At 55.4% G+C, this 20,464-nt stretch carries 19 protein-coding genes; 9 read left to right on the plus strand and 10 right to left on the minus strand.

Annotation, left to right across the window (positions count from 1 at the left end; all coding sequences use genetic code 11):
• Positions 1-150: 150 nt before the first annotated feature.
• From AC5Q5A_RS01195 to AC5Q5A_RS01210, 4 genes are all read right to left on the minus strand, one after another.
• Complete coding sequence (locus tag AC5Q5A_RS01195) at positions 151-1,140, minus strand: adenosine kinase (RefSeq protein WP_008888691.1); 990 nt, start codon at positions 1,138-1,140, stop codon at positions 151-153.
• 680 nt (positions 1,141-1,820) lie between these two features.
• Positions 1,821-2,786: a SirB1 family protein gene (locus AC5Q5A_RS01200; RefSeq protein WP_493894052.1), complete on the minus strand. Its 966-nt coding sequence runs from the start codon at positions 2,784-2,786 to the stop codon at positions 1,821-1,823.
• Between the two features lie 93 nt (positions 2,787-2,879).
• Positions 2,880-3,512: a BON domain-containing protein gene (locus AC5Q5A_RS01205; protein ID WP_143588679.1), complete on the minus strand. Its 633-nt coding sequence runs from the start codon at positions 3,510-3,512 to the stop codon at positions 2,880-2,882.
• Positions 3,513-3,660: 148 nt separating this feature from the next.
• Entirely contained in the window at positions 3,661-4,524 is an 864-nt protein-coding gene (locus tag AC5Q5A_RS01210) for an AraC family transcriptional regulator (protein WP_493894053.1), read from the minus strand.
• Positions 4,525-4,556: 32 nt separating this feature from the next.
• Between AC5Q5A_RS01210 and AC5Q5A_RS01215 the strand changes: the two genes are divergently transcribed.
• Positions 4,557-4,964, plus strand: coding sequence for a DUF2000 family protein (locus tag AC5Q5A_RS01215; RefSeq protein ID WP_197146280.1), 408 nt, complete (start codon positions 4,557-4,559; stop codon positions 4,962-4,964).
• A gap of 26 nt (positions 4,965-4,990) precedes the next feature.
• Here the strand turns inward: AC5Q5A_RS01215 and AC5Q5A_RS01220 are convergent, their stop codons facing one another.
• Together AC5Q5A_RS01220 and rsmI are read right to left on the minus strand one after the other, a co-directional pair.
• Complete coding sequence (locus AC5Q5A_RS01220; protein WP_493894054.1) at positions 4,991-5,374, minus strand: YraN family protein; 384 nt, start codon at positions 5,372-5,374, stop codon at positions 4,991-4,993.
• A gap of 2 nt (positions 5,375-5,376) precedes the next feature.
• Positions 5,377-6,435, minus strand: a complete 1,059-nt coding sequence (gene rsmI, locus AC5Q5A_RS01225; protein WP_493894055.1) for a 16S rRNA (cytidine(1402)-2'-O)-methyltransferase — start codon at positions 6,433-6,435, stop codon at positions 5,377-5,379.
• 68 nt (positions 6,436-6,503) lie between these two features.
• Between rsmI and AC5Q5A_RS01230 the strand changes: the two genes are divergently transcribed.
• The gene (locus AC5Q5A_RS01230) at positions 6,504-7,811 is read left to right on the plus strand and encodes a penicillin-binding protein activator (RefSeq protein ID WP_338186843.1); all 1,308 of its coding nucleotides are present in this window, start codon (positions 6,504-6,506) and stop codon (positions 7,809-7,811) included.
• 41 nt (positions 7,812-7,852) lie between these two features.
• On the opposite strand, the gene nth is transcribed toward AC5Q5A_RS01230, so the two are convergent.
• Positions 7,853-8,494 (minus strand): endonuclease III, encoded by a 642-nt coding sequence (gene nth / locus AC5Q5A_RS01235; protein ID WP_063086839.1) that lies wholly within the window; start codon positions 8,492-8,494, stop codon positions 7,853-7,855.
• Between the two features lie 190 nt (positions 8,495-8,684).
• Here nth and AC5Q5A_RS01240 point away from each other — a divergent pair, with 190 nt between their 5' ends.
• The 4 genes from AC5Q5A_RS01240 (at position 8,685) to dapB (ending at position 13,618) form a co-directional block, all read left to right on the plus strand.
• On the plus strand, positions 8,685-9,185 hold the full coding sequence (locus AC5Q5A_RS01240) for a DUF2244 domain-containing protein (protein WP_493894056.1): 501 nt from the start codon (positions 8,685-8,687) through the stop codon (positions 9,183-9,185).
• Between the two features lie 336 nt (positions 9,186-9,521).
• Entirely contained in the window at positions 9,522-11,438 is a 1,917-nt protein-coding gene (gene dnaK, locus AC5Q5A_RS01245; RefSeq protein WP_493894057.1) for a molecular chaperone DnaK, read from the plus strand.
• A gap of 104 nt (positions 11,439-11,542) precedes the next feature.
• Positions 11,543-12,688, plus strand: a complete 1,146-nt coding sequence (gene dnaJ / locus AC5Q5A_RS01250) for a molecular chaperone DnaJ (protein ID WP_493894058.1) — start codon at positions 11,543-11,545, stop codon at positions 12,686-12,688.
• Between the two features lie 129 nt (positions 12,689-12,817).
• Entirely contained in the window at positions 12,818-13,618 is an 801-nt protein-coding gene (gene dapB, locus AC5Q5A_RS01255; protein ID WP_493894059.1) for a 4-hydroxy-tetrahydrodipicolinate reductase, read from the plus strand.
• Between the two features lie 94 nt (positions 13,619-13,712).
• Here dapB and polA read toward each other — a convergent pair whose 3' ends face one another.
• Entirely contained in the window at positions 13,713-16,544 is a 2,832-nt protein-coding gene (gene polA / locus AC5Q5A_RS01260) for a DNA polymerase I (RefSeq protein ID WP_493894060.1), read from the minus strand.
• Between polA and AC5Q5A_RS01265 the strand changes: the two genes are divergently transcribed.
• Genes AC5Q5A_RS01265 through AC5Q5A_RS01275 form a run of 3 tightly spaced genes read left to right on the plus strand, consistent with a single transcriptional unit; the run spans position 16,543 to position 18,238 of the window.
• The gene (locus AC5Q5A_RS01265; RefSeq protein ID WP_286791138.1) at positions 16,543-16,806 is read left to right on the plus strand and encodes a hypothetical protein; all 264 of its coding nucleotides are present in this window, start codon (positions 16,543-16,545) and stop codon (positions 16,804-16,806) included. The two genes, polA and AC5Q5A_RS01265, sit on opposite strands and share 2 nt — an antisense overlap.
• A gap of 39 nt (positions 16,807-16,845) precedes the next feature.
• Positions 16,846-17,607, plus strand: coding sequence for a hypothetical protein (locus tag AC5Q5A_RS01270; protein ID WP_493894061.1), 762 nt, complete (start codon positions 16,846-16,848; stop codon positions 17,605-17,607).
• 19 nt (positions 17,608-17,626) lie between these two features.
• Complete coding sequence (locus AC5Q5A_RS01275) at positions 17,627-18,238, plus strand: alpha/beta hydrolase (protein ID WP_493894062.1); 612 nt, start codon at positions 17,627-17,629, stop codon at positions 18,236-18,238.
• Here the strand turns inward: AC5Q5A_RS01275 and AC5Q5A_RS01280 are convergent, their stop codons facing one another.
• On the minus strand, positions 18,239-19,528 hold the full coding sequence (locus AC5Q5A_RS01280; protein ID WP_493894063.1) for a bifunctional folylpolyglutamate synthase/dihydrofolate synthase: 1,290 nt from the start codon (positions 19,526-19,528) through the stop codon (positions 18,239-18,241).
• 1 nt (position 19,529) lies between these two features.
• Positions 19,530-20,456: an acetyl-CoA carboxylase, carboxyltransferase subunit beta gene (gene accD, locus AC5Q5A_RS01285; protein WP_008888672.1), complete on the minus strand. Its 927-nt coding sequence runs from the start codon at positions 20,454-20,456 to the stop codon at positions 19,530-19,532.
• Positions 20,457-20,464: the final 8 nt, after the last annotated feature.

The raw sequence follows: 20,464 nt of genomic DNA on the forward strand, positions 1-20,464 counted from the left end.
TTGCGCCAAACTCTGGACAAAGTCAATGATTGTGTTGCGCTGCAGCGCCATGCAAACCCGGCCTTCGCGGCAGAAAAAACGGGACGGCAACGAAATGTTGCCGTCCCGTGAAATCTTTCAAACATCCGTACTCTTTATATAAAAGAGTGATCAGAGTGCCTTTGCGATCAGTTCCTTGAGATCCGCGTCCGGGCGCGCGCCCATATGCGAAATCACCTCGGCCGCACAGATCGCACCCAGCTGACCACAGATCTCAAGGGTGTGACCCTGGGTGTAGCCATACAGGAAGCCCGACGCGAACAGATCGCCAGCACCCGTGGTGTCGACCACTTTGGCGACCGGTTCGGCGCTGATTTCATAAAGTTCGTCCTGGCTTACGATGACCGCACCCTTTTCACTGCGGGTCAGGGCTGCAACACGGCAATGCTTGCGGACTTCTGCCAGTGCTTCTTCAAAGGTCTCGACCTCGTAAAGCGACTTGATTTCTTCCTCATTGGCAAACAGGACGTCGATATGGTCGTCGACCAGTTCGCGGAAGGATTCGCGGTGGCGATCAACGCAGAAGGAATCAGACAGGCTGATCGAAACCTGACGGCCGGCATCATGGGCAACCTTGGCGGCCTTAACAAAAGCATCCTTGGCTTCGGGGCGATCCCACAGATAGCCTTCCATGTAGGTGACTTTGGCGGATTTGATCAGATCTTCGTCAATATCATCCGGGCCAAGCTCCGTGCAGGCACCGAGGAAGGTGTTCATGGTACGGTGACCGTCCGGGGTGACAAAGATCAGGCAACGCGCGGTCGGGGAACCCTCGGTCGCAGCCGCAGAATCAAACGCGACACCAATCGCACGGATGTCATGGCGGAAAACCTGGCCCAGCTGATCATCACGCACCTTGCCGATATAGGCACCCTTGCCGCCAAGGGCTGCGATGCCAGCCATCGTATTGCCAGCTGATCCGCCCGACATTTCAAGGCCCGGGCCCATCTGGTCATAAAGCGCATCGGCCCGGTCGGCATCAATCAGGGTCATGGCGTTTTTGACAAGCTCAAGACGCGCAAGGTCTTCTTCCTTGCAGTGGGCAAGGACGTCGACAATGGCGTTGCCGATCCCGACGACGTCGAATTTGGTGTCGTTCATATAGTAAATTCCTGCGGTTATGTGGGCTCAGACCCTGATGTATACGGCACAGTGAAAAGTCGTTAGGCCAAGCCGCGCGTGCGTTGGCCGCGATCATTTTCAGTGCCGCTGATACTGACTGTTGCGGAGTATAGGCAATGCGATTTTCGGTGCAAGCTTTGCAACTGTTTCGTGCCCGGTCGTTTAACCTGTCCTTAACCTCGTCAAAAAACTGCAAAAGATGTTTTTTTAAGTGTTGATCGGTGAAATTCGATCTGGATCCGGTTCGAATTTACGGGGCACGACTGCAAAAATTGATTTTGAATGCGCACTGCCAAGAACGGCCGGGCGCAAAGCCCCGGAAATCAACGGTTCGGGCTTTGTTTAGGCTTTTCGCAGGTAACAGCGCGCAAATGGTGCGAAAACCCCGCAAAAATACCGAAACAAGAAGATTTATATGATTTTGAGGTGCCAATTCGCCCTGTTTTGCGACGGAGAGGTTTCAAGACAAACCGGTTTGTCTTTGGATAGATGCAAATGACAAATGCTATAATGCGATATATAAATAACTTTAATTAACCCTACACATGGAAAATGGCTATTCCGTTGCCAGATGAGCTGGCGCGAAGTTGATCTGGCACATCTCGCCAAATGCGACATTTCCGGCACGCAGCACAGGATTTTTGGGCGCTATTTCGGGGTTATTTATCAGGGAAAAGCGGGATCGGCGCATTGTCGGCTGCCGATCCGGTGTCGTCCTTGTCGGTGTAATCCGGCACGACCTTGTTCTTTTCTGTATTTGCGGTTCCGGGGCCCGCTTCATGGCGGACCCTTTCATACAATTCTTCGATTACTGCTTCGATCCGGGCGCGATGAAGCGGGTCTTCGCAGCGTTTGACGAACTGTTCAAACGCACCAAGCGCCATATGGTCCTGGTCAAGGCGGGCATAGAGCGCGCCAAGCTGATGCCAGAGCCCTTCATGGTCCGGCGCGATCAGCAAACTGTGTTCAACAACACGGGTTGCGAGCTCCAGTTCACCGGCGCGAAGCGCCCGTACCTTTATGTTGTTTTGAAGTCGTAACAAAATATCGATATCGGATGACGGCCGGTAATGATGGGGTGCCAGTTCGGCATCAAGGCCACTGAATGACTTCAGCAATTCACGTAATTCGGCCGGGCCGAGACTGATCGCGCCGTGGAACGGGTCGATCATCTTGCGTTTGCCATTTGCCTGCACACGCAGCAGGAAATGACCGGGAAAATCAATGCCGGTGACGGCAATACCGCACCGCATGGCCGCGTGGATATAGAGCATGCCAAGGGCAACCGGCAGGCCGCGCTTACGCTCAATCACCTGCATCAGATCGGCATTGGCAATGTCATCATAGTTTTCCTCATCCCCCTGAAAGCCATTGCGTTCGGCAATCACGGTCTGCAAGGCGCGCACGACCTGATCAATGGTCGGTTCGGCTTCCTTGTCATCAACCGGCAGGGCCTGCTGATCCGTGCCGTCGGTGGCAAGATCGGGCTGCAAGGTCAGACCGGCCAACTCGGCACGGACCTGATCGGCGAGATCATCCAAAATCGCAATGAACGGCGCGACATCGCGTTTATGGGTGCCGTTCGATTGATTCAGACGGGCAAAATGCAGGGCTGCCTCCGCCACGCTGGCGTCAGGTTTCTGGCCCTTGCCATAATCGACAAGCCATTGGCGATCCGGATCGGTCGGTGCTGTTATGTGGCTTACGGTACTGATGGCTCAGGTTCCTTGTCGGATGGCATCGTCTTTCAGACGGATATGACTGACAACCCGTTTGACATAGCTGGTGTCCCGGGCATGTGAAATCACGCGACTGCGTTCATGGTCGTCCTGGGCAATTCCCATCAGATGGACGGTGCCATTGACGGTCTCGACGCTGTAATTGATGGCGAAAACATCACCATCAAACATCAATGCAGTCTTGATCTTGGTGGTGATCAACAGATCACTTGCACTATCAACAAGCGTCAGGCCGTCACCGATCTCAATCTCATTATGAACACTTTTGACCCCGCTAACCTGCCAGCTTAGGCGCACAGCTTCAAGTTGATCAGCCACGGTGGGCACCTGACCGGCCAAAAGAACTTCGCCTTCAACCACTTCAATCTCGATATCGAGAAACAGTTTTTCGTCCTGTGCCAGAAACTTCTGCCAGATCTGGGCGGTGATTGCCGTATCACTGACTGCACCGTTAAAGCCGCGTTCCTGAAAGGCGGCAACACCGGCGGTTGCGCCAGCTCCGAGCACAACGGATGTAGGCGTGCATCCCGAAAGCGGCAAAATGCACATACCCGTCAGCAGAAGTGCCCTGGCAAAGCCAAGTGGCCGATTGACCATTCTTATTGGTGACATTAACGGATGTCTCGTCCAGTTCCCCCAAGTCTTACATCACCCATCATGGCCCGCGGGGGTTAAAGAGACTTAAAACACTGGCCGGTTTATCAGCAAAAATGCATTTTTCTGCAAATTCGTGCCTGAAATCGATGTAACAGGGCGACGATCACAGGGTGTTGCTGGCGAATAATTCCGCCCAACGCCCGGGTGACACACCATAAGTCTGGCGGAAATGGCGGTTGAAATGGCTTTGATCGGCAAATCCGGTTTCGGCGGCAATTCCGGCCAGGGGTTGCCCAATCATCATCAACGCCCGCGCCTTTTGCAGGCGACGCATCATCAAGTATCGATAGGGTGTGGTTCCGAACCGTGCACGGAAATGCCGGATCAGGCGAAAACGGTCCATACCGGCAACTTGTTCAAGCTCGTCAGATTGTACCGGGCGGTCAAAGTTATCTTCCAGAAAGGCGCGCACCTGCTCCATGCTTTGGTTGGCCGTAAAGCGCGGGCGTTTAAGCGGCGCCTTGGCATGCAATGACAGGCGCCGGGCGATGTCGCTGACAAACTGATCGCGCAAAAGCGGATCCATGTCGCTTTCAAGTTCCCCTAAAGCCGATGCCATGATCGACCACAAAACCGGGTCCTGAATAACCGGTTCACCGACAAAGGGCAGGGGATCGGCTTCGTGATCAAGGCCCGATCGCAACAAGGCTGGTTCAAGATACAGCATGCGATATTGCAAGCCGTCCTCGGTTCCAGCCCCGCCGTCATGCAGCTCGTCAGGATGCAGGATGATGATATTGCCCGGATTGCTGGCGCGAAATTCCCCGCGATAATTAAAGGTCTGGACACCTTTTAAGGTGATGCCCAGCGCATAGGTATCGTGGCGATGGGGGGTGAACATATTGCCATAGAACAGGGCTTCGATCCGCTCGATCCCCGGTGCGGTCGGGGCCGCAACGAAGCGTTCGTGCTTTTTGCACAAACGTTCAATACCGCGATCATCTGCCTGTTCTATTGCTTCTTTCATTACCGGATCATCCGACCGATTGGAGGAAGTGAATGTTTGATACCAAAGTCGCCCTGATTTTGCGCAATGACCTTGAAACTTGGCAATCCCTGAATGTGACGGCCTTCCTGATGAGCGGCATTGTTGCCCAAACCCCCGATATCATCGGTGAGCCCTATATCGACGCCAACCAGAATATCTATAACCCGCTGTCGCGCCAGCCCGCCATCGTTCTGGCCGCCGATGGGGATACCATTGCGAAAATCCATCAGCGCGCCTTAAACCGCGGTGTCCGGGTATCGGCCTATATCGAGGAAATGTTTGCCACCGGCCACGATGCGGCCAATCGGGATGTTTTTGCCAACGCGGATCCTGAAACGGCAAAGTTTGTTGGTATTGGCATTCATGCCGATAAGCGCAGTGTGGATAAGATCACCAAGGGTGCGAAAATGCATCCCTGAGGCCAACAAACTGCGGGAATGCCTGCTTAAGAAACCTGCCAGGCATTCCTGAGATGCTCGATCCTGCCCCAATTTCGAACAATCATCAGATCAAGGCGAAGGTCACCCGTGTGGCCGATCTTGCCCGCGTAAGATTCAAGGGCACGGGCGATGCGGTTTTGTTGTCTTGGGGTAATGGCATGCAGGGCGGTTGTGCGGTCTGTGCGATTTTTGACCTCAATCGCGACCATGACATTTCCGCGTCTGGCAATGATATCGATTTCACCGACCGGGCTTTTGTGGCGGATGGCCAGAATGCGATAGCCCTTAAGCCGCAACCAGAATTCACAAAGTTTTTCCGCCCGGCGTCCGGCCTTTTCCGCCCGCTTGCGACTTGATGTATCATCATGCACAGGACGGGATCGGGTCATGATCAATCCGGGTCCGACTTGGCGAGTTCAAGGGCACGGTTATAAAGGTCGCGCTTCTTAAGACCGGTCTCCTTGGCAAGGATATCGGCGGCGTCCTTGGTGCGGTGGGTTTTGATCAGTTCGCTCAAGCGCGCGTCGATGTCTTCGGCACTTGGTTCGTTTTCGCTGGCATCGGCCGGTCCGACAACCACCACGATCTCGCCTTTCGGCGCGCCGGCCTCATTATAATACGCCGCCAGATCGGCAAGTGTGCCATTGCGGACTTCTTCAAACATTTTGGTTAGTTCGCGGGTCACGGCGGCTTCGCGTGTGCCCCCCAGCATTTCGGCCATGTCGGTTAGGCTTGCGGCCAGTCGCTTGGGACTTTCAAGAAAGATCAGGCTGCCCGGGATCGGGGCAAAGCGCGCCAGTTCCTTTTTGCGCGCCATCGATTTGGGCGGCAGGAAGCCGGCATAAAAGAAATGATCGCTCGGCAGGCCAGACAGGATCAGCGCAACAATCGGTGACGCCGCACCCGGGGCGGCGGTGACAGTGAACCCTTCTGCCTTGCAGTCGCGTACAAGTTTGTAGCCCGGATCATTGATCAAGGGTGTTCCGGCATCGGAAATAAGGGCAAGGCCCTGACCCTTGCCCAGACGGTCCATGATTTCGGGGCGCATCTTTGCCGCGTTATGTTCGTGATAGGCGATTCGCTTGGTTTTCACGCCATATCGCGACAGCAATTTCCCCGACGTTCTGGTGTCTTCACACAGGATGACATCGGCACGTTTGAGGATTTCAAGCGCCCTGAACGTAATATCGCCCAAATTTCCGATTGGAGTAGCGACAAGATAAAGACCAGCTGAAAGCGGCAAATGGCTTTCATCATGTTTACTTGCACCCTCGCCCGCATTACCCTGCGGACGAAACGACTTATCTGGAGGTGAGAGTGGGTTGTCCGAAACGTCATCCGTCAAAGAATCGGATGCAGAAAGAGGCGCTGCCGTGTCAGGCGTTGTCAGATCGGGATCGGTTTTCGGATCTATTTCCGGCTGGGGGCCGGATTGCGCGCCGGACGGCATCTGTGGTTGTCCTCTCTTTCGGGCTGACCGCTTGTAATGCGACCACGAGTATCACGGACCTTTTCGGCATGCAACGTGATGGGGCGCCGGTTGAAAGTGCCAATCAGCCAGGCGGCAATACCGTTGATCCGAACAGTGCCCCCAATCAGGGCCTGATCCCTGATGCCAGCCCGTGGCCAAGTGATGCTGCCTTGCCCGAGGGTGAGGGCGCTGAGCTGCCGTTGCTTTATAATGACGATGCGGCTGTTTTTGAAAAGCGGGTTGCGTTGTTGTTGCCGCTGTCAGGTCAGCACGGCGAACTGGGCCGTGCGATGCGCCATGCTGCTGAACTCGCCATGTTTGACATTGCCGGTGATGACTTCATCCTGATGCCGATCGATACCGCTGGCACCTATCAGGGCGGGCAGAATGCCGCGCGCGAGGCCGTCGATGCCGGTGCCAAGATGATCCTTGGCCCGCTATTTGCCGAATCGGTCAGTGGGGCCAGCGAAGTTGCCAAATCGGCAAATGTGCCGGTGGTGGCCTTTTCCAACAATCGTCGGGTGGCGGAAAGCGGTGTTTGGGTCAATGGCCTGATCCCCGAAGATCAGATTGCGCGTGCGGCTGGCTATGCCACGACGCAAGGGCGTTACCGTTTCGCAGCCCTTCTGCCGCAAAACGATTATGGCCGCCAGATCGCAAGCGGACTTAATACCGTTGTCTCACGCGTTGGCGGGACCCTTGGCCGGGTCGCGTTCTATCAGCCCGGTTCGGAAGATCTGCAGCAAACCATTCGGGACTTTGCCAATTATGACGCGCGGCGTGCGAACTTGCGCGCACACAAGGCGCAGCTTGAAGCCGATGGCAGTGCCGGGTCCAAGCGCGCGCTAAGGCGTCTTGAAGGGGTCGATACCTTTGGTGAGCTTGATTTTGATGCCCTGATCCTGCCGGCCACCGGTGGCGAGTTGCGTCAGGTTTCCTCGCTTTTGGCCTATTTCGATGTTGATCCATCTGTGGTGCAGTTTATCGGAACGTTTGGCTGGAACGATCCGGGCCTGTTTGCCGAACCGGCGCTTAAGGGCGGGATTTTTGCCGCCCCCAACCCGGAAAACTGGGAACTGTTTGCGGCTCGTTTTGAGCGCACCTTTGGCAGCCAGCCGCCGCGCATTTCAAGCCTTGCTTATGACAGCACGGCTTTGGCGGCCCTTATGGCGCGTGATGAAAACAATATGAGCCAGCAGACTCTGACCAACCCAAGTGGATTTGTCGGTGTGGACGGTATCTTCCGTCTGACCCCGGATGGTCAATCCGAACGTGGCTATGCCATCATGCAAGTTCAGCCCGATGGTGCAAAGGTCATTGCACCTGCCCCGGCAAGCTTCGATCAGGTCTTCTGATCACGACTTGATAAGCCCAGACCTTTTAAACGCCTGTCGGATCAAGCCCCGGCAGGCGTTTTGTCTTTGTAATTGCACAGATCATTGACGATGCAGTCGCCACAGCGCGGCTTGCGCGCCTTGCAGATATAGCGCCCATGCAGGATCAGCCAGTGATGGGCATGGGTCATGAAGCGGGCCGGAACCTTTTTCAGCAGCGCCTTTTCAACCGCCAGAACCGTTTTGCCATTGGCCATGCCGGTACGATTGCCAAGCCGGAAGATATGGGTATCAACCGCCATGGTGTGCTCACCCCAGGCGATGTTACGTACCACATTGGCGGTCTTGCGGCCGACACCAGGGAGTTCTTCGAGCGCTTCCTGATCGTTGGGGACAATGCCGCCATGCTTTTCCACAAGGATTTTGGCCGCCGCCATCACGTTCTTGGCCTTGCCACGATAAAGCCCGATGGTCTTGATGTGCTCGATCAATGCTTCTTCGCCAAGATCAAGCATGTCCTGCGGGGTCGAGACGATCTGAAACAGCTTTTTGGTCGCCTTGTTCACCCCGACATCTGTCGCCTGTGCCGAGAGGGCAACCGCGACCAGAAGGGTATAGGGATTGGTGTAATCAAGTTCCCCTTTCGGTTCCGGATCTGCATCGGACAGACGCTGGAAAAACTCTTCGATGGCGGCTTTGTTCATCGGGCGGGCCATGGGCTGCGATCTCTTTTTATGTATCGATAGTTGGGGCGGGGGCGGCGTTGTTGCGCAACCCCTGATCCGATTTACGCGTTGCAAACTATATAAACTGTGAGGGGTGAAAAATCGAATTTTGATTGCAGCTGTCCTGTGCCCCGGCGCACAATCGGATATCCAGCAACAGGTAACTTACATGCCAAACGTGCCGCGTTCAGCAAAACCGATCTTTCGGGTGGATCTGTTTCCGCCGCGATCGCTGTCGCGCCGGGCTGCCCGCAATATTGTGCTGTTCATAGCCGCACTCACCACGACCATCGGGTTTATCTTTTGGTCGGTGGGTGCTTGGCCGGTGATCGGGTTTTTGGGGCTTGATGTTATCTTGCTGTCACTGGCGTTCTATTTCAGTTTTCGTTCCGCCCGTCAGGAAGAACGGATCGAACTTGCAGCAGGCAACCTTCGGGTGACGCGGATTTCGGTACGTGGCGAACGCGAGGAATTTGATTTTCAGCCTTATTGGCTGCGTGTGGTGTTGGAACGCGGTGAGGATGAACAAGCCGCGCTGTTTTTGCGCACGCACGGTAAAAGTCTGGAAATTGCGCGTTTTCTTGGGCCAGACGAAAAGGAAAATCTGGCGCACAGGCTTGAGACCGTGTTGCGCCAAACCCGCTGTAATCCTGCCGATATTCCGATCTGAGGCCCGTGATCTGAGTGTTTTGCAACCCGGTTATGAAGCAATTCGAAAGCCGGGTTTTGTGCCTTAAAAACCGGCTTTTCTTGCCCATTGCGCCGGTTTATCGGGCCTGAAATGCGGTTGATCGGATCAAAAATGCGGTTTGAAGGCAAAAAACAGCCAAGATTCCCCACTTTGACCGCTTGCGACTTTGTGGCGACTTTCATATATAGGTTCGCGGGGTAACGAAGAAGCCCCAGAAAAATTACGTGTATTACAACCATTGGTCCCAGGAGGTCCTGCGCGGCGCTTCATTTCGGAGGCTGCGGGACGGACCGGCCGCTAAAAGAGGAACTTACTATGGGTAAGATTATTGGTATCGACCTTGGCACCACCAACTCGTGCGTAGCAGTCATGGACGGCAAAGAAGGCCGTGTGATTGAAAACAGCGAAGGTGCTCGTACCACCCCGTCAATGGTCGCTTTCACCGATGATGGTGAACGCCTTGTCGGTCAGCCGGCGAAACGCCAGGCAGTCACCAACCCGGAAAACACCCTGTTTGCCATTAAACGTCTGATCGGTCGTCGTTACGGCGATCCGGAAGTCGAAAAGGACAAGGATCTCGTTCCGTACAAAATCGTATCGGGCGAAAACGGCGATGCATGGGTTGAAGTCAATGGCGAGAAAATGGCGCCGAGCCAGATCGCAGCCATGGTGCTTCAGAAAATGAAGGAAACCGCAGAAGCCCATCTGGGTGAGCCGGTAACCGAAGCCGTGATTACCGTTCCGGCATACTTCAACGACTCCCAGCGCCAGGCAACCAAAGACGCCGGCAAGATTGCGGGTCTTGAAGTCAAACGTATCATCAACGAGCCGACCGCAGCTGCACTGGCCTATGGTCTGGACAAGAAAGACGGTGGCACCGTGGTCGTTTATGACCTTGGTGGTGGTACCTTTGACGTGTCGGTTCTGGAAATCGGCGATGGCGTTTTCGAAGTTAAATCGACCAACGGTGATACCTTCCTTGGTGGTGAAGACTTCGACAAACAGATCATTGATTACCTTGCTGACGAGTTCAAAAAAGAACAGCAGATCGACCTGCGCAAAGACCGTCTGGCCCTGCAGCGTCTGAAAGAAGCTGCCGAGAAAGCCAAGATCGAGCTGTCCTCGTCGATGCAGACCGATGTGAACTTGCCGTTTATCACCGCAGACGCATCTGGCCCGAAACACCTGAACATCAAGCTGTCGCGTGCGAAGCTTGAAGGTCTGGTTGGCGATCTGATCGAACGCACCATGACCCCGTGCAAGGCAGCGCTCAAAGATGCCGGCATTACTGCTGGTGAAATTGATGACGTTATTCTGGTCGGCGGCATGACCCGTATGCCGAAGGTTCAGGAACGCGTTAAAGAGTTCTTTGGCCGTGACCCGCACAAAGGTGTGAACCCGGATGAGGTTGTTGCCCTTGGTGCCGCGATTCAGGGTGGTGTTCTGCAGGGTGACGTCAAAGACGTTCTTCTGCTTGACGTGACCCCGCTGTCGCTCGGTATCGAGACCCTTGGTGGTGTCTTCACCCGCCTGATCGACCGTAACACCACGATCCCGACCCGCAAGTCGCAGACCTTCTCGACCGCTGAAGACAATCAGACGGCCGTGACCATCCGCGTCTTCCAGGGTGAACGTGAAATGGCGGCTGACAACAAGATGCTTGGCCAGTTCGATCTGGTTGGTATCCCGCCGGCACCGCGCGGTGTACCGCAGATTGAAGTGACCTTTGACATCGACGCCAACGGTATCGTCAACGTGTCTGCCAAAGACAAGGCGACCAACAAGGAACAGCAGATCCGTATCCAGGCATCTGGTGGTCTTTCCGATGACGAGATCGAAAACATGGTCAAGGATGCGGAAAGCAACGCCGAAGCGGATAAAAAGCGCAAGGCCCTTGTCGAAGCCCGCAACCAGGCAGAAGCCATTATCCACGCCACCGAAAAGAACCTTTCGGAGCATGGTGACAAGGTTGACGACGCGACCAAGTCGGACATCGAAAACGCCCTGTCGGCTTTGAAAGAAGCCAAGGACGGTGAAGATGCCGAAGCCATCACCACCAAGCTGAACGAACTGCAGCAGGCCTCGATGAAACTTGGCGAAGCCATGTATCAGGCCCAGCAGGAAGAAGCTGGCGCAGGTGACGCGGCGGACGCTGATGCCTCTGCACAGGCCGACGACGGTGTTGTTGACGCCGACTTCGAAGAAGTCGATGACAACAAAAAAGACAAGTAAGGCGACCGCAGAGGTCGTCTTGAACGACGCCCTGTAAAGAAAAATCGGGCCGTTCCGGACGCAAGAATTTGCTGGAACGGCCCGACCGTATTTCGGAGTTACAGATGGCGAAAGAAGATTATTACGAGCTGTTGGGTGTCAGTAAGGATGCCAGCGCAGCCGAGCTGAAAAGCGCCTATCGCAAGCAAGCGATGAAATACCACCCGGACAAAAATCCGGGCGATACCGAAGCTGAAGTCAAATTCAAACAGGTCAGCGAAGCTTACGAGGTCCTGAAGGATCAGGAAAAGCGCGCGGCCTATGACCGTTTTGGCCATGCTGCCTTTGAACAGGGCGGCCCCGGTAGCGGCGGCTTTGGTGGTGGCTTCGGCGGTGGATTTGGCGGCGGCGGTTTTGCCGACGTCTTTGACGAGATCTTTGGCGCCATGGGCGGCGGACGCCGCGGTGGCGGTGGATCGTCCCGTGGGGCGGATCTGCGCTACAACATGGCGATCACGCTTGAAGAAGCGTTCGAAGGCAAAAAGGCCGAGATTACCATTCCGGGGTCTGTTTCGTGCGACAGCTGTGACGGTACCGGTGCCGAATCCGGTTCGCAGCCGGTCAATTGCCCGACCTGTAATGGTCACGGCAAGGTTCGCGCACAGCAGGGCTTCTTTACCATTGAACGCACCTGCCCGAGCTGCCATGGCAAAGGCAAGATTATCAAGAACCCGTGCAAATCCTGCCACGGTGTTGGTCGCGTCGAAAAGGAAAAGACCCTTCAGGTCACCATCCCGGCCGGTGTCGAAGACGGCACACGCATTCGCTTGGCGGGCGAGGGCGAGGCGGGCACCAATGGTGCGCCTCCGGGTGATTTGTATATCTTCCTTGATATCGGGCATCACCGCTTCTTCCAGCGCGAAGGGGCCAACCTGTATTGCCGGATTCCGATCCCGATGGGCAAGGCTGCCCTTGGTGGCACCATCGAGGTGCCGACCATCGAAGGCACGCGCACCCGGATCAATATCCCGGCAGGTACCCAGTCCGGTCAGCAGCTTCGTCTGCGTGGCAAAGGCATGAGCATCCTGCGCTCGCAGGCGCGTGGGGACATGTTTGTCGAAGTCAGCGTCGAAACCCCGGTTAATCTGACAGACCGTCAGAAAGAACTGCTTGAGGAATTCGACGAGATTTCGCGCGAACAGGGGTCCAGCCCGGAAAGCGAAGGGTTCTTTTCCAAGATGAAAGAAATCTGGAAAGACCTGACTGACTGATCGGCTTGCGCTTAAAAGATCAATATCCCAAACCCCCGGCCGCTTTGCCGGGGGTTTTGTTTTGCGCTGTCGGAGCCGTGTGTTAAAGCAATTACGAGTTTGAATTTGCTTGCCCGGAGGAGACCGGAAATGAAGATCGGGATTGTTGGATGTGCTGGCCGTATGGGGCGGATGTTGGTCAATGAAACGGCCAAAACCAAGGGCTGCGAAGTTGGTGGCGGCACCGATCTGCCCGGAAGCCCGTTCATCGGCAAGGACGTCACCCTGATCGCCGGTCTTGAAGAAAGCGGCGTTATGGTTGGCGATGATCCCAAGGCACTGTTTGAAGCGGTCGATGCGGTGATTGATTTTACCGCCCCGGCAGCGACCATGAAACATGCGAAACTGGCCACCGAAACCGGCACCATCCTTGTGATCGGCACCACCGGGCTTTCCAATGATCAGAAGGACGAGCTCAAGGCTGCTGCCAAAAAAGCCCCGATCATCTTTGCGCCGAATATGAGTGTTGGTGTGAATCTGGCCTTCGCGCTGGTCGAAAAGGTGGCAAGCGTTCTTGATAAGGATGTCGCCGACATCGAAATCGTTGAGATGCACCACAAACACAAGGTCGATGCCCCGTCGGGTACCGCGCTTGGCCTTGGTGAAGCCGCAGCCAAGGGGCGTGGGGTTAATCTGGATGATGTTGCGGTCCGTTCCCGCGATGGTCACACAGGTGCACGTGAAGACGGCACCATCGGCTTTGCAACCCTGCGCGGTGGCGACGTGGTTGGCGATCACACCGTTGTCTTTGCCTGTGAAGGCGAGCGGATCGAGATTACCCATAAGGCATCCTCACGCGAAGTCTTTGCCAAGGGCGCGGTGCGCGCCGCCAAATGGGCCGAAGGCAAGGCGCCGGGGCTTTATTCGATGCGTGAAGTTTTGGGACTTTAAGCGCCCAGAACGTCAAAACTGATCTTTTTAAAAACAAAGCCCCCGCTGCAGTGTGTTGCAGCGGGGGCTTTTGCGTTTGATATACGCCTAAGTACTAGTGCGCGTCGGCCCAGCTATCCCCGATGCCGGCATCGGCAATCAGCGGCACCGAAAGGTGGGCGGCGTTTTCCATGACTTCGCGGATGGTCTTGATCGCCATTTCGGCTTCGTCTTCCGGCGCCTCAAAGATCAATTCATCGTGGACCTGAAGCAGCATGCGGGTTTTGAGCCCTGCATCAACCAAGGCACCGGGCACCGCAATCATTGCACGTTTGATGATGTCGGCTGCACCGCCCTGAATGGGCGCGTTGATCGCGGCACGTTCGCCAAAGCTCCGGCGCATGCCATTTTTGTCATTGATGCCATTGATATGGATATGACGGCCAAACAAGGTGCGGACAAAGCCGTGCTTTTTGGCGAATTCCTTGGCCTCGTCCATGTAATCGCGGATGCCTGGATAAATTTCGAAATAGGCTTCGATGAATTCCTTGGCTTCCTTCTGGGCAATGCCAAGCTGGTTGGCGAGACCAAAGGCCGAGATGCCATAAATGATACCGAAGTTGATCGCCTTGGCCTTGCGACGGACCATCGGGTCCATGCCTTCGATCGGAACGCCAAACACCTTCGATGCGGTTGCGGCGTGGATGTCCTCGCCGTTTTTAAACGCCTCGCGCAGGGCATCAATCTCGGCCACGTGTGCCAGAAGACGCAATTCAATCTGCGAATAGTCGGCAGAAATCAGCTTGTGACCGGGTTCGGCGATAAAGGCCGTGCGGATTTTGCGGCCTTCTTCGCTTCGGATCGGGATGTTTTGCAGGTTCGGGTCATTCGATGACAAACGCCCGGTATTGACGTTGGTTTGCCCGTAACTGGTGTGTACGCGGCCCGTATTGGGGTTGATATGGTGCGCCAGCGCATCGGTATAGGTGCTTTTAAGCTTGGAAAGCTGACGCCATTCCAGAAGCTTGGCCGGCAGGTCATGGCCTTGGGCGGCCAGCGCTTCAAGCACATCTGCCCCGGTCTGCCAGGCCCCGGTTTTGGTCTTTTTGCCGCCGGGCAGGCTCATTTTATCAAACAGGATTTCGCCAAGCTGCTTGGGGCTGCCAAGGTTGAACGGCTCGCCCGCCATTTCGTGAATGGTTTCTTCAAGGGCAGCCATGCGTTTGGCGAAGTCTTCGGACAGGTTTTTAAGGATCTCGGCATTGACCTTGACCCCAAGGCCTTCCATTTCGGCCAAAACAGGCACCAGCGGACGATCAAGCGTCTCATAGACGCTGGCCATATGTTCCTGCGCGATGCGAGGTTTCAGCAACCGATGCAGGCGCAGCGTGATATCGGCGTCCTCGGCCGCGTAATCAAGCGCCTTGTCGAGCGGGACCTGATCGAAGGTGATCTGGGTCTTGCCACTGCCGCAGACATCCTTGAAGGAAATCGGTTTGTAATCCAGATGCAGTTCGGCCAGTTCATCCATACCATGCCCGTGGCTGGTGCCATCAAGCACATAGGACAGCACCATGGTGTCATCCATCGGGGCGACCTTGATGCCATGGCGGGCCAAAACGATCATATCGTATTTCAGGTTCTGACCGACCTTAAGAACACCTGGGTCTTCCAACAGCGGTTTGAGCAGCTCAATCGCGCGCTCAAGCTTGATTTGCTTCGGCGCGTCCTTGCTGTTGCTTGGGCTGTCGGCTGGATTGTCGCCAAAATCAAAGCCGCCTTGTGCCGCGCCACTGACATGACCAAGCGGGATGTAGCAGCCATTGCCCGGCTCGGTCGAAAGTGAAACACCGACCAGTTTGGCCTGATGGGCATCAAGTGACGTGGTTTCGGTATCGACTGCGACGGTGCCCAGATATTCGGCCTCGGAAATCCAGTGCCTTAGGCGGTCTTCATCTTGCACCAGTTCATATTCAGCCTTTTCGACCTTGATATCATTGACGCCAACACCGGCCGCTGTCGGGCTTTCAAATTCAACATCGCCGCCGAATTTCGACTTTACTTTAGAAAGCAATGATTTAAAGCCGTGACTTGCGATGAAGCTTAAAAGAACTTCCGGATCGGGTTCACGTAATTCGAAATCACCCAGTGGTTCGACCACCGGCACATCGGTTTTCAACGTCACCAGATCGCGCGAAATACGGGCAAGCTGGGCATTTTCAATCAGCTTTTCACGGCGCTTGGGCTGTTTGATTTCGCCAGCGCGCTCCAGTAGAGAATCAAGATCGCCATATTCATCAATAAGTTGAGCGGCGGTTTTAATACCGATGCCGGGCACACCCGGGACATTATCGACGGAATCGCCTGCAAGTGCCTGAATATCAATGACCTTGTCCGGGGAAACACCGAATTTTTCCAGAACTTCGGCAGCACCGATGGTGCGATTCTTCATCGCATCAAACATTTGCACCCGATCGGTGACCAACTGCATGAGGTCCTTGTCCGAAGACACGATAATCACGTCAGAACCTTCTGCCTCGGCCTGGCGGGCATAGGTCGCGATCAGATCGTCGGCCTCAAAACCTTCAAGCTCGATCGATGGCAGATTAAATGCACGGGTCGCATCACGGATCAGGCCAAACTGCGGTACCAGTTCTTCGGGGGGCGGTGGACGATGGGCCTTGTAGTCGGGATAGAAGTCATTGCGGAACGACTTGCCTTTGGTGTCAAAGATCACCGCCATATGGTCTGGTTTGGTATCTTCGCGCAGCTTCATCAGCATGGTGCAGAAACCATAAACCGCATTCACCGGCGTGCCATCGGGGCTCGTCATCGGTGGCAGGGCGTGGAAGGCGCGGAAAATAAAGCCGGAACCGTCAACCAGAACGACGCGACGCGGGGATTTGTCGGCGGACGAACCGGTGCTGGACGGGGCGGAATCTGTCATGCGTCTCGTGCTCTTGTACTCGTTAAAAGATTGGCCGGAAGAATGCCCGATCCCGGCCTGTAAGTCGAGTGCCGCCTGCCTTAAAGAGGCAAAAACACCCAAGGCTGCTGACAGTTTTGCGCTTGCGAATGCCAAGGGTAAGCTTGCGTGGCTCAGATATCATTTCGAAATCATAACAATATCACTAAAACCCTCATTTTCCGGGTTTTTTGGCATCATTCTTCTTTGTGCTTATCAGCTTGCCCCGGGATTGCTATGGTAGCGGATTACTTCATCCCAAGGGACATGGGAGAGCGGGTTCGTGGCCCGGAAAACGAGCAAGCCGGAATTTTTGCCAAAAGGCATCGGCGTAGAAACTGCAGGTCCGGCGCGTGAGCTTTCAGATGACATGAAGCTCGCCACCCGGAAAGGCAAAAAGCAGAAAGACCGTCGCAACGCGAACGGTGGTGGATGGCGCAGCTTTTTTAGCGTCACTGCATGGCTGCGCTTTATCCTGACCTTCGGCACTTTTGGCCTGATCGTCCATGGTCTGTTTGTTGTATTTGGCATTTATGAACGTAATCAACGCCTTGCCAACTTTGATCACTTCGTTTTGTTGATCAAACTCGTGGTGTTTGTCGCGCTGATGTATTTGTTCTACGCGATGCTGATGCATTACGGCCCGATCCGCCACAAGGTGCGCGGCATCTTCTTTCTGGCTTTGGCGCCGGTGGCCGCCCTTTGCATCTTCATGATCTATGGCGGCGGAATGATTTTTGGCAGTTTCCTGCCGGTGTTGCAGTTCCTGACCCTGACCGTCGGGGTGGGTGGATTTTTGCTCTATATTCTTGGCTATACCTGGATTACCGGGCGCAAGGTCAAACGCGAAGCTGCCAAACACGGTGATCCGGCCCAAGTTGCGGATAAAGGTGACGCTGCGGGTGACAGAGGTTTGCCACCGCTGGTTCAGGGCGATCGTCGTCGCCAGAATACGGCGGGCAATCTGCGTCTGCGCCGTACAGATGGCGGTGATGGTCCGGCAAGGGGCTCAGCACGGCGCAAGATCGAACTGCCTGACGTTTGATTGCCCGGCGTCTGATTGCATGCGTTCTGATGACCGTTTTCCAAACGACGGAGGCATCATGGCTGTGTTACGTGATCTGGTTTTTATCCACAGTGCGGGTCCGCAAGGCGGCAAGAACGGCAGCACCGGCCTGATTTCCCGGCTGGAAGAGGCACTTGGCGACAAGTTTCACATCATCGCCCCTTTGATGCCCGACCCGGAACGCCCGGACATAGATGGGTGGTTGGCCGAGATCGCAAAGACGGTGTCACAAGCGCAATCAGGGGCGGTATTGATGGGCCATTCACTTGGCGGATCGTCCATCTTGCAATATCTGGCACGAAATCCGCAAATCTGGCGCGATAACAATCGCTTTGCAGCGATCTTTAGCATCGCTGCCCCGTTTTGGGGTCTGGAAGACTGGGAAGTAACGGATTTTTCGTTGACGGAGGATGAGCTAGCTGTGCTCACAGGGTGTCGACCAATGCATTTCTGTCACAGCAAAGACGACAAGATTGTCGGGTTTGCGCATTGCGAAACCTATTTACAGCACTTCGCGCAGGCAGATCAGATAGCGTTGAAAGATGCCGGGCACGCCTTGTCAGACGGCGATATTACAGCGTTGATTGAGAAAGTTCGCATATACGCTTGATCAGGCGTGTTTTTCCAGAACCAGACCCGCAAGATAGAGGGATCCCAGAATAAGCACCCGTTTCGGGGTGCGGCAGGCATCAAGAAGCGGGGTAATTGCCGCTTCGAACCCGTCACAGGAAAATGCCGGCGAAATGCCACAGGCAATTGCCGCATCGCGCAGGGTTTCTGGCAGATGTGCCTGATGTTCGCCGGGGATCGGGACACCGGCCAAGGCGGTAATGTGGGTCGCCAGCGGCTTCAGAAACGCTTCCGCATCGCGGTTATCAAGCATGCCCATGATGACAACGGTATCGCCCGCGGGTTGGCGCGACAGCCAGTCGGCAATCGCCTCGGCCGCGGCAATGTTGTGGCCACCATCCAAAATCAGATCGCAGCCATCGGGCAAGGCATCACACATCGGGCCTTTGGTAAGTTTCTGTAGCCGTGCGGGCCAGCTTGCAGTTTCAAGACCACGGGCGAGGATATTGGTATCCTTACCGTCACAGCCGGGAATGCCGGCCTTGCGTACTGTGGCAATCGCGGTCGCGGCATTGGTGTATTGATGGCGTCCCGGCAGGGCCGGGTGCGGGAGATCGATCTGCTCAGTCCCGATGCGGATCGTAAAGCCGTCTTCGCGTTCCTGGGTGACCTCGAAATCATTGAAGATCGGGGCCGAAATGCGGTTGGCGTGACAGGCCAGCGTATTAAACGCTTCGAGGCTTTGTGGCGCTGTGATGCACGGAACGCCGGTTTTCATGATCCCGGCCTTCTCGAACGCGATTTTGGCAATCGTGTCACCTAGGAAACCTTGATGATCCAGCGAGATTGGCGTGATCACGGTCGCGGCAGGTTTATCGATGACGTTGGATGCATCGACACGGCCACCCAACCCGGTTTCAAGCAACAGGACATCGGCCGGAACCCGCGAAAAGGCAAGGAATGCCGCGGCCTGGGTGATTTCAAAGAAGGTAATCGATTCCCCGGCATTGACCGCCTCAACTTCTTCCAGAAGATCACACAGGGCTTCTTCGGAAATCATCTGGCCAGCAAGGGTGATACGTTCATGAAAACGCACCAGATGCGGGGATGTGGAGCAATGCACCCGAAGTCCTGCCGCCTCATAGATTGCCCGCAGATAAGCCAAGGTCGATCCCTTGCCGTTGGTGCCGGCGATATGAATGACGGGTGGGAGTGAAAGGTGCGGATTGCCCAGCTTTTCAAGCAGCCGGGTAATCCGCCCTAACGAAAGATCGATGACTTTCGGGTGCAGCTTGCCAAGGCGAGCAAGGATTGCGTCGCTGCCGGCCAAGTTATTTATCCGCACTCGGAGTTTTCGATTTGGTCGATTTGGCTTTGGCGTCCTTGATCGGCACCACAGCCGCACCCGGTTTGGTGCGACGGATCATATCGATCAGGCGGCCAAAAGTCGCGTTCAGTTCCGAACGCGGCACAACCATATCCACCATGCCATGTTCCAGAAGGTATTCGGCCGTCTGGAAGTCATCGGGCAGTTTTTCGCGGATGGTGCTTTCGATCACGCGGCGCCCGGCAAAGCCGATCTGTGCGCCCGGTTCTGCAATTTGGATATCACCCAGCATGGCAAAGGATGCCGAAACACCGCCAGTGGTCGGATCGGTCAGGAGCACGAAATAGGGCAGGCCCTTTTCCTTGACCTTTTCGATCGCGGCCGTGGTGCGCGCCATCTGCATCAGGCTGAGAATGCCTTCCTGCATACGCGCGCCACCTGATGCCGGAACGACGATCAGGGCCGCATCCTGCACACAGGCAAGTTCAGCTGCAGCAACGATGCCTTCGCCAACAGCAATGCCCATCGATCCACCCATGAAGGAGAAATCGAAAACGGCAATCACGGTCGGGTGACCACCGACTTCGCCATGGGCCACAGCCAGCGCATCCTTGAAGGTTGCTTTGGCCTGGGCCGCCTTGAGGCGGTCGGTATATTTCTTCTGATCGCGGAATTTCAGCGGATCGACCGGAACATTCGGCAGTTCGATGGTCTGGTACTTGCCACCATCAAACAGGGTTTCCAGACGTTCCTTAGCGGAAATGCGCATGTGATGACCGCAATGCTGGCAAACATGATTGTTCTTTGCCAGATCACGATGGAAGATCATCTGTTCGCAGGATTTGCATTTGTGCCAGAGGTTTTCGGGCACATCAGTGCGGCGAACAAGTTTCTGAATCTTTGGACGGACGAATTCAGTCAGCCACGACATATCGGATA

This window comes from Thalassospira sp. CA1 (assembly GCF_059052855.1).

Bases quoted from the DNA above. Each gene is read 5' to 3' on its own strand.
- AC5Q5A_RS01215 (WP_197146280.1), top strand. From the start codon at position 4,557: ATGTTTGATACCAAAGTCGCCCTGATTTTGCGCAATGACCTTGAAACT.
- AC5Q5A_RS01240 (WP_493894056.1), top strand. From the start codon at position 8,685: ATGCCAAACGTGCCGCGTTCAGCAAAACCGATCTTTCGGGTGGATCTG.
- AC5Q5A_RS01265 (WP_286791138.1), top strand. From the start codon at position 16,543: ATGCGTCTCGTGCTCTTGTACTCGTTAAAAGATTGGCCGGAAGAATGC.
- dnaJ (WP_493894058.1), top strand. From the start codon at position 11,543: ATGGCGAAAGAAGATTATTACGAGCTGTTGGGTGTCAGTAAGGATGCC.
- polA (WP_493894060.1), bottom strand. From the start codon at position 16,544: ATGACAGATTCCGCCCCGTCCAGCACCGGTTCGTCCGCCGACAAATCC.
- nth (WP_063086839.1), bottom strand. From the start codon at position 8,494: ATGAACAAAGCCGCCATCGAAGAGTTTTTCCAGCGTCTGTCCGATGCA.
- AC5Q5A_RS01230 (WP_338186843.1), top strand. From the start codon at position 6,504: ATGCAACGTGATGGGGCGCCGGTTGAAAGTGCCAATCAGCCAGGCGGC.
- dapB (WP_493894059.1), top strand. From the start codon at position 12,818: ATGAAGATCGGGATTGTTGGATGTGCTGGCCGTATGGGGCGGATGTTG.
- AC5Q5A_RS01205 (WP_143588679.1), bottom strand. From the start codon at position 3,512: ATGTCACCAATAAGAATGGTCAATCGGCCACTTGGCTTTGCCAGGGCA.
- AC5Q5A_RS01195 (WP_008888691.1), bottom strand. From the start codon at position 1,140: ATGAACGACACCAAATTCGACGTCGTCGGGATCGGCAACGCCATTGTC.
- AC5Q5A_RS01210 (WP_493894053.1), bottom strand. From the start codon at position 4,524: ATGAAAGAAGCAATAGAACAGGCAGATGATCGCGGTATTGAACGTTTG.
- AC5Q5A_RS01275 (WP_493894062.1), top strand. From the start codon at position 17,627: ATGCGTTCTGATGACCGTTTTCCAAACGACGGAGGCATCATGGCTGTG.
- accD (WP_008888672.1), bottom strand. From the start codon at position 20,456: ATGTCGTGGCTGACTGAATTCGTCCGTCCAAAGATTCAGAAACTTGTT.
- dnaK (WP_493894057.1), top strand. From the start codon at position 9,522: ATGGGTAAGATTATTGGTATCGACCTTGGCACCACCAACTCGTGCGTA.
- AC5Q5A_RS01220 (WP_493894054.1), bottom strand. From the start codon at position 5,374: ATGACCCGATCCCGTCCTGTGCATGATGATACATCAAGTCGCAAGCGG.
- rsmI (WP_493894055.1), bottom strand. From the start codon at position 6,435: ATGCCGTCCGGCGCGCAATCCGGCCCCCAGCCGGAAATAGATCCGAAA.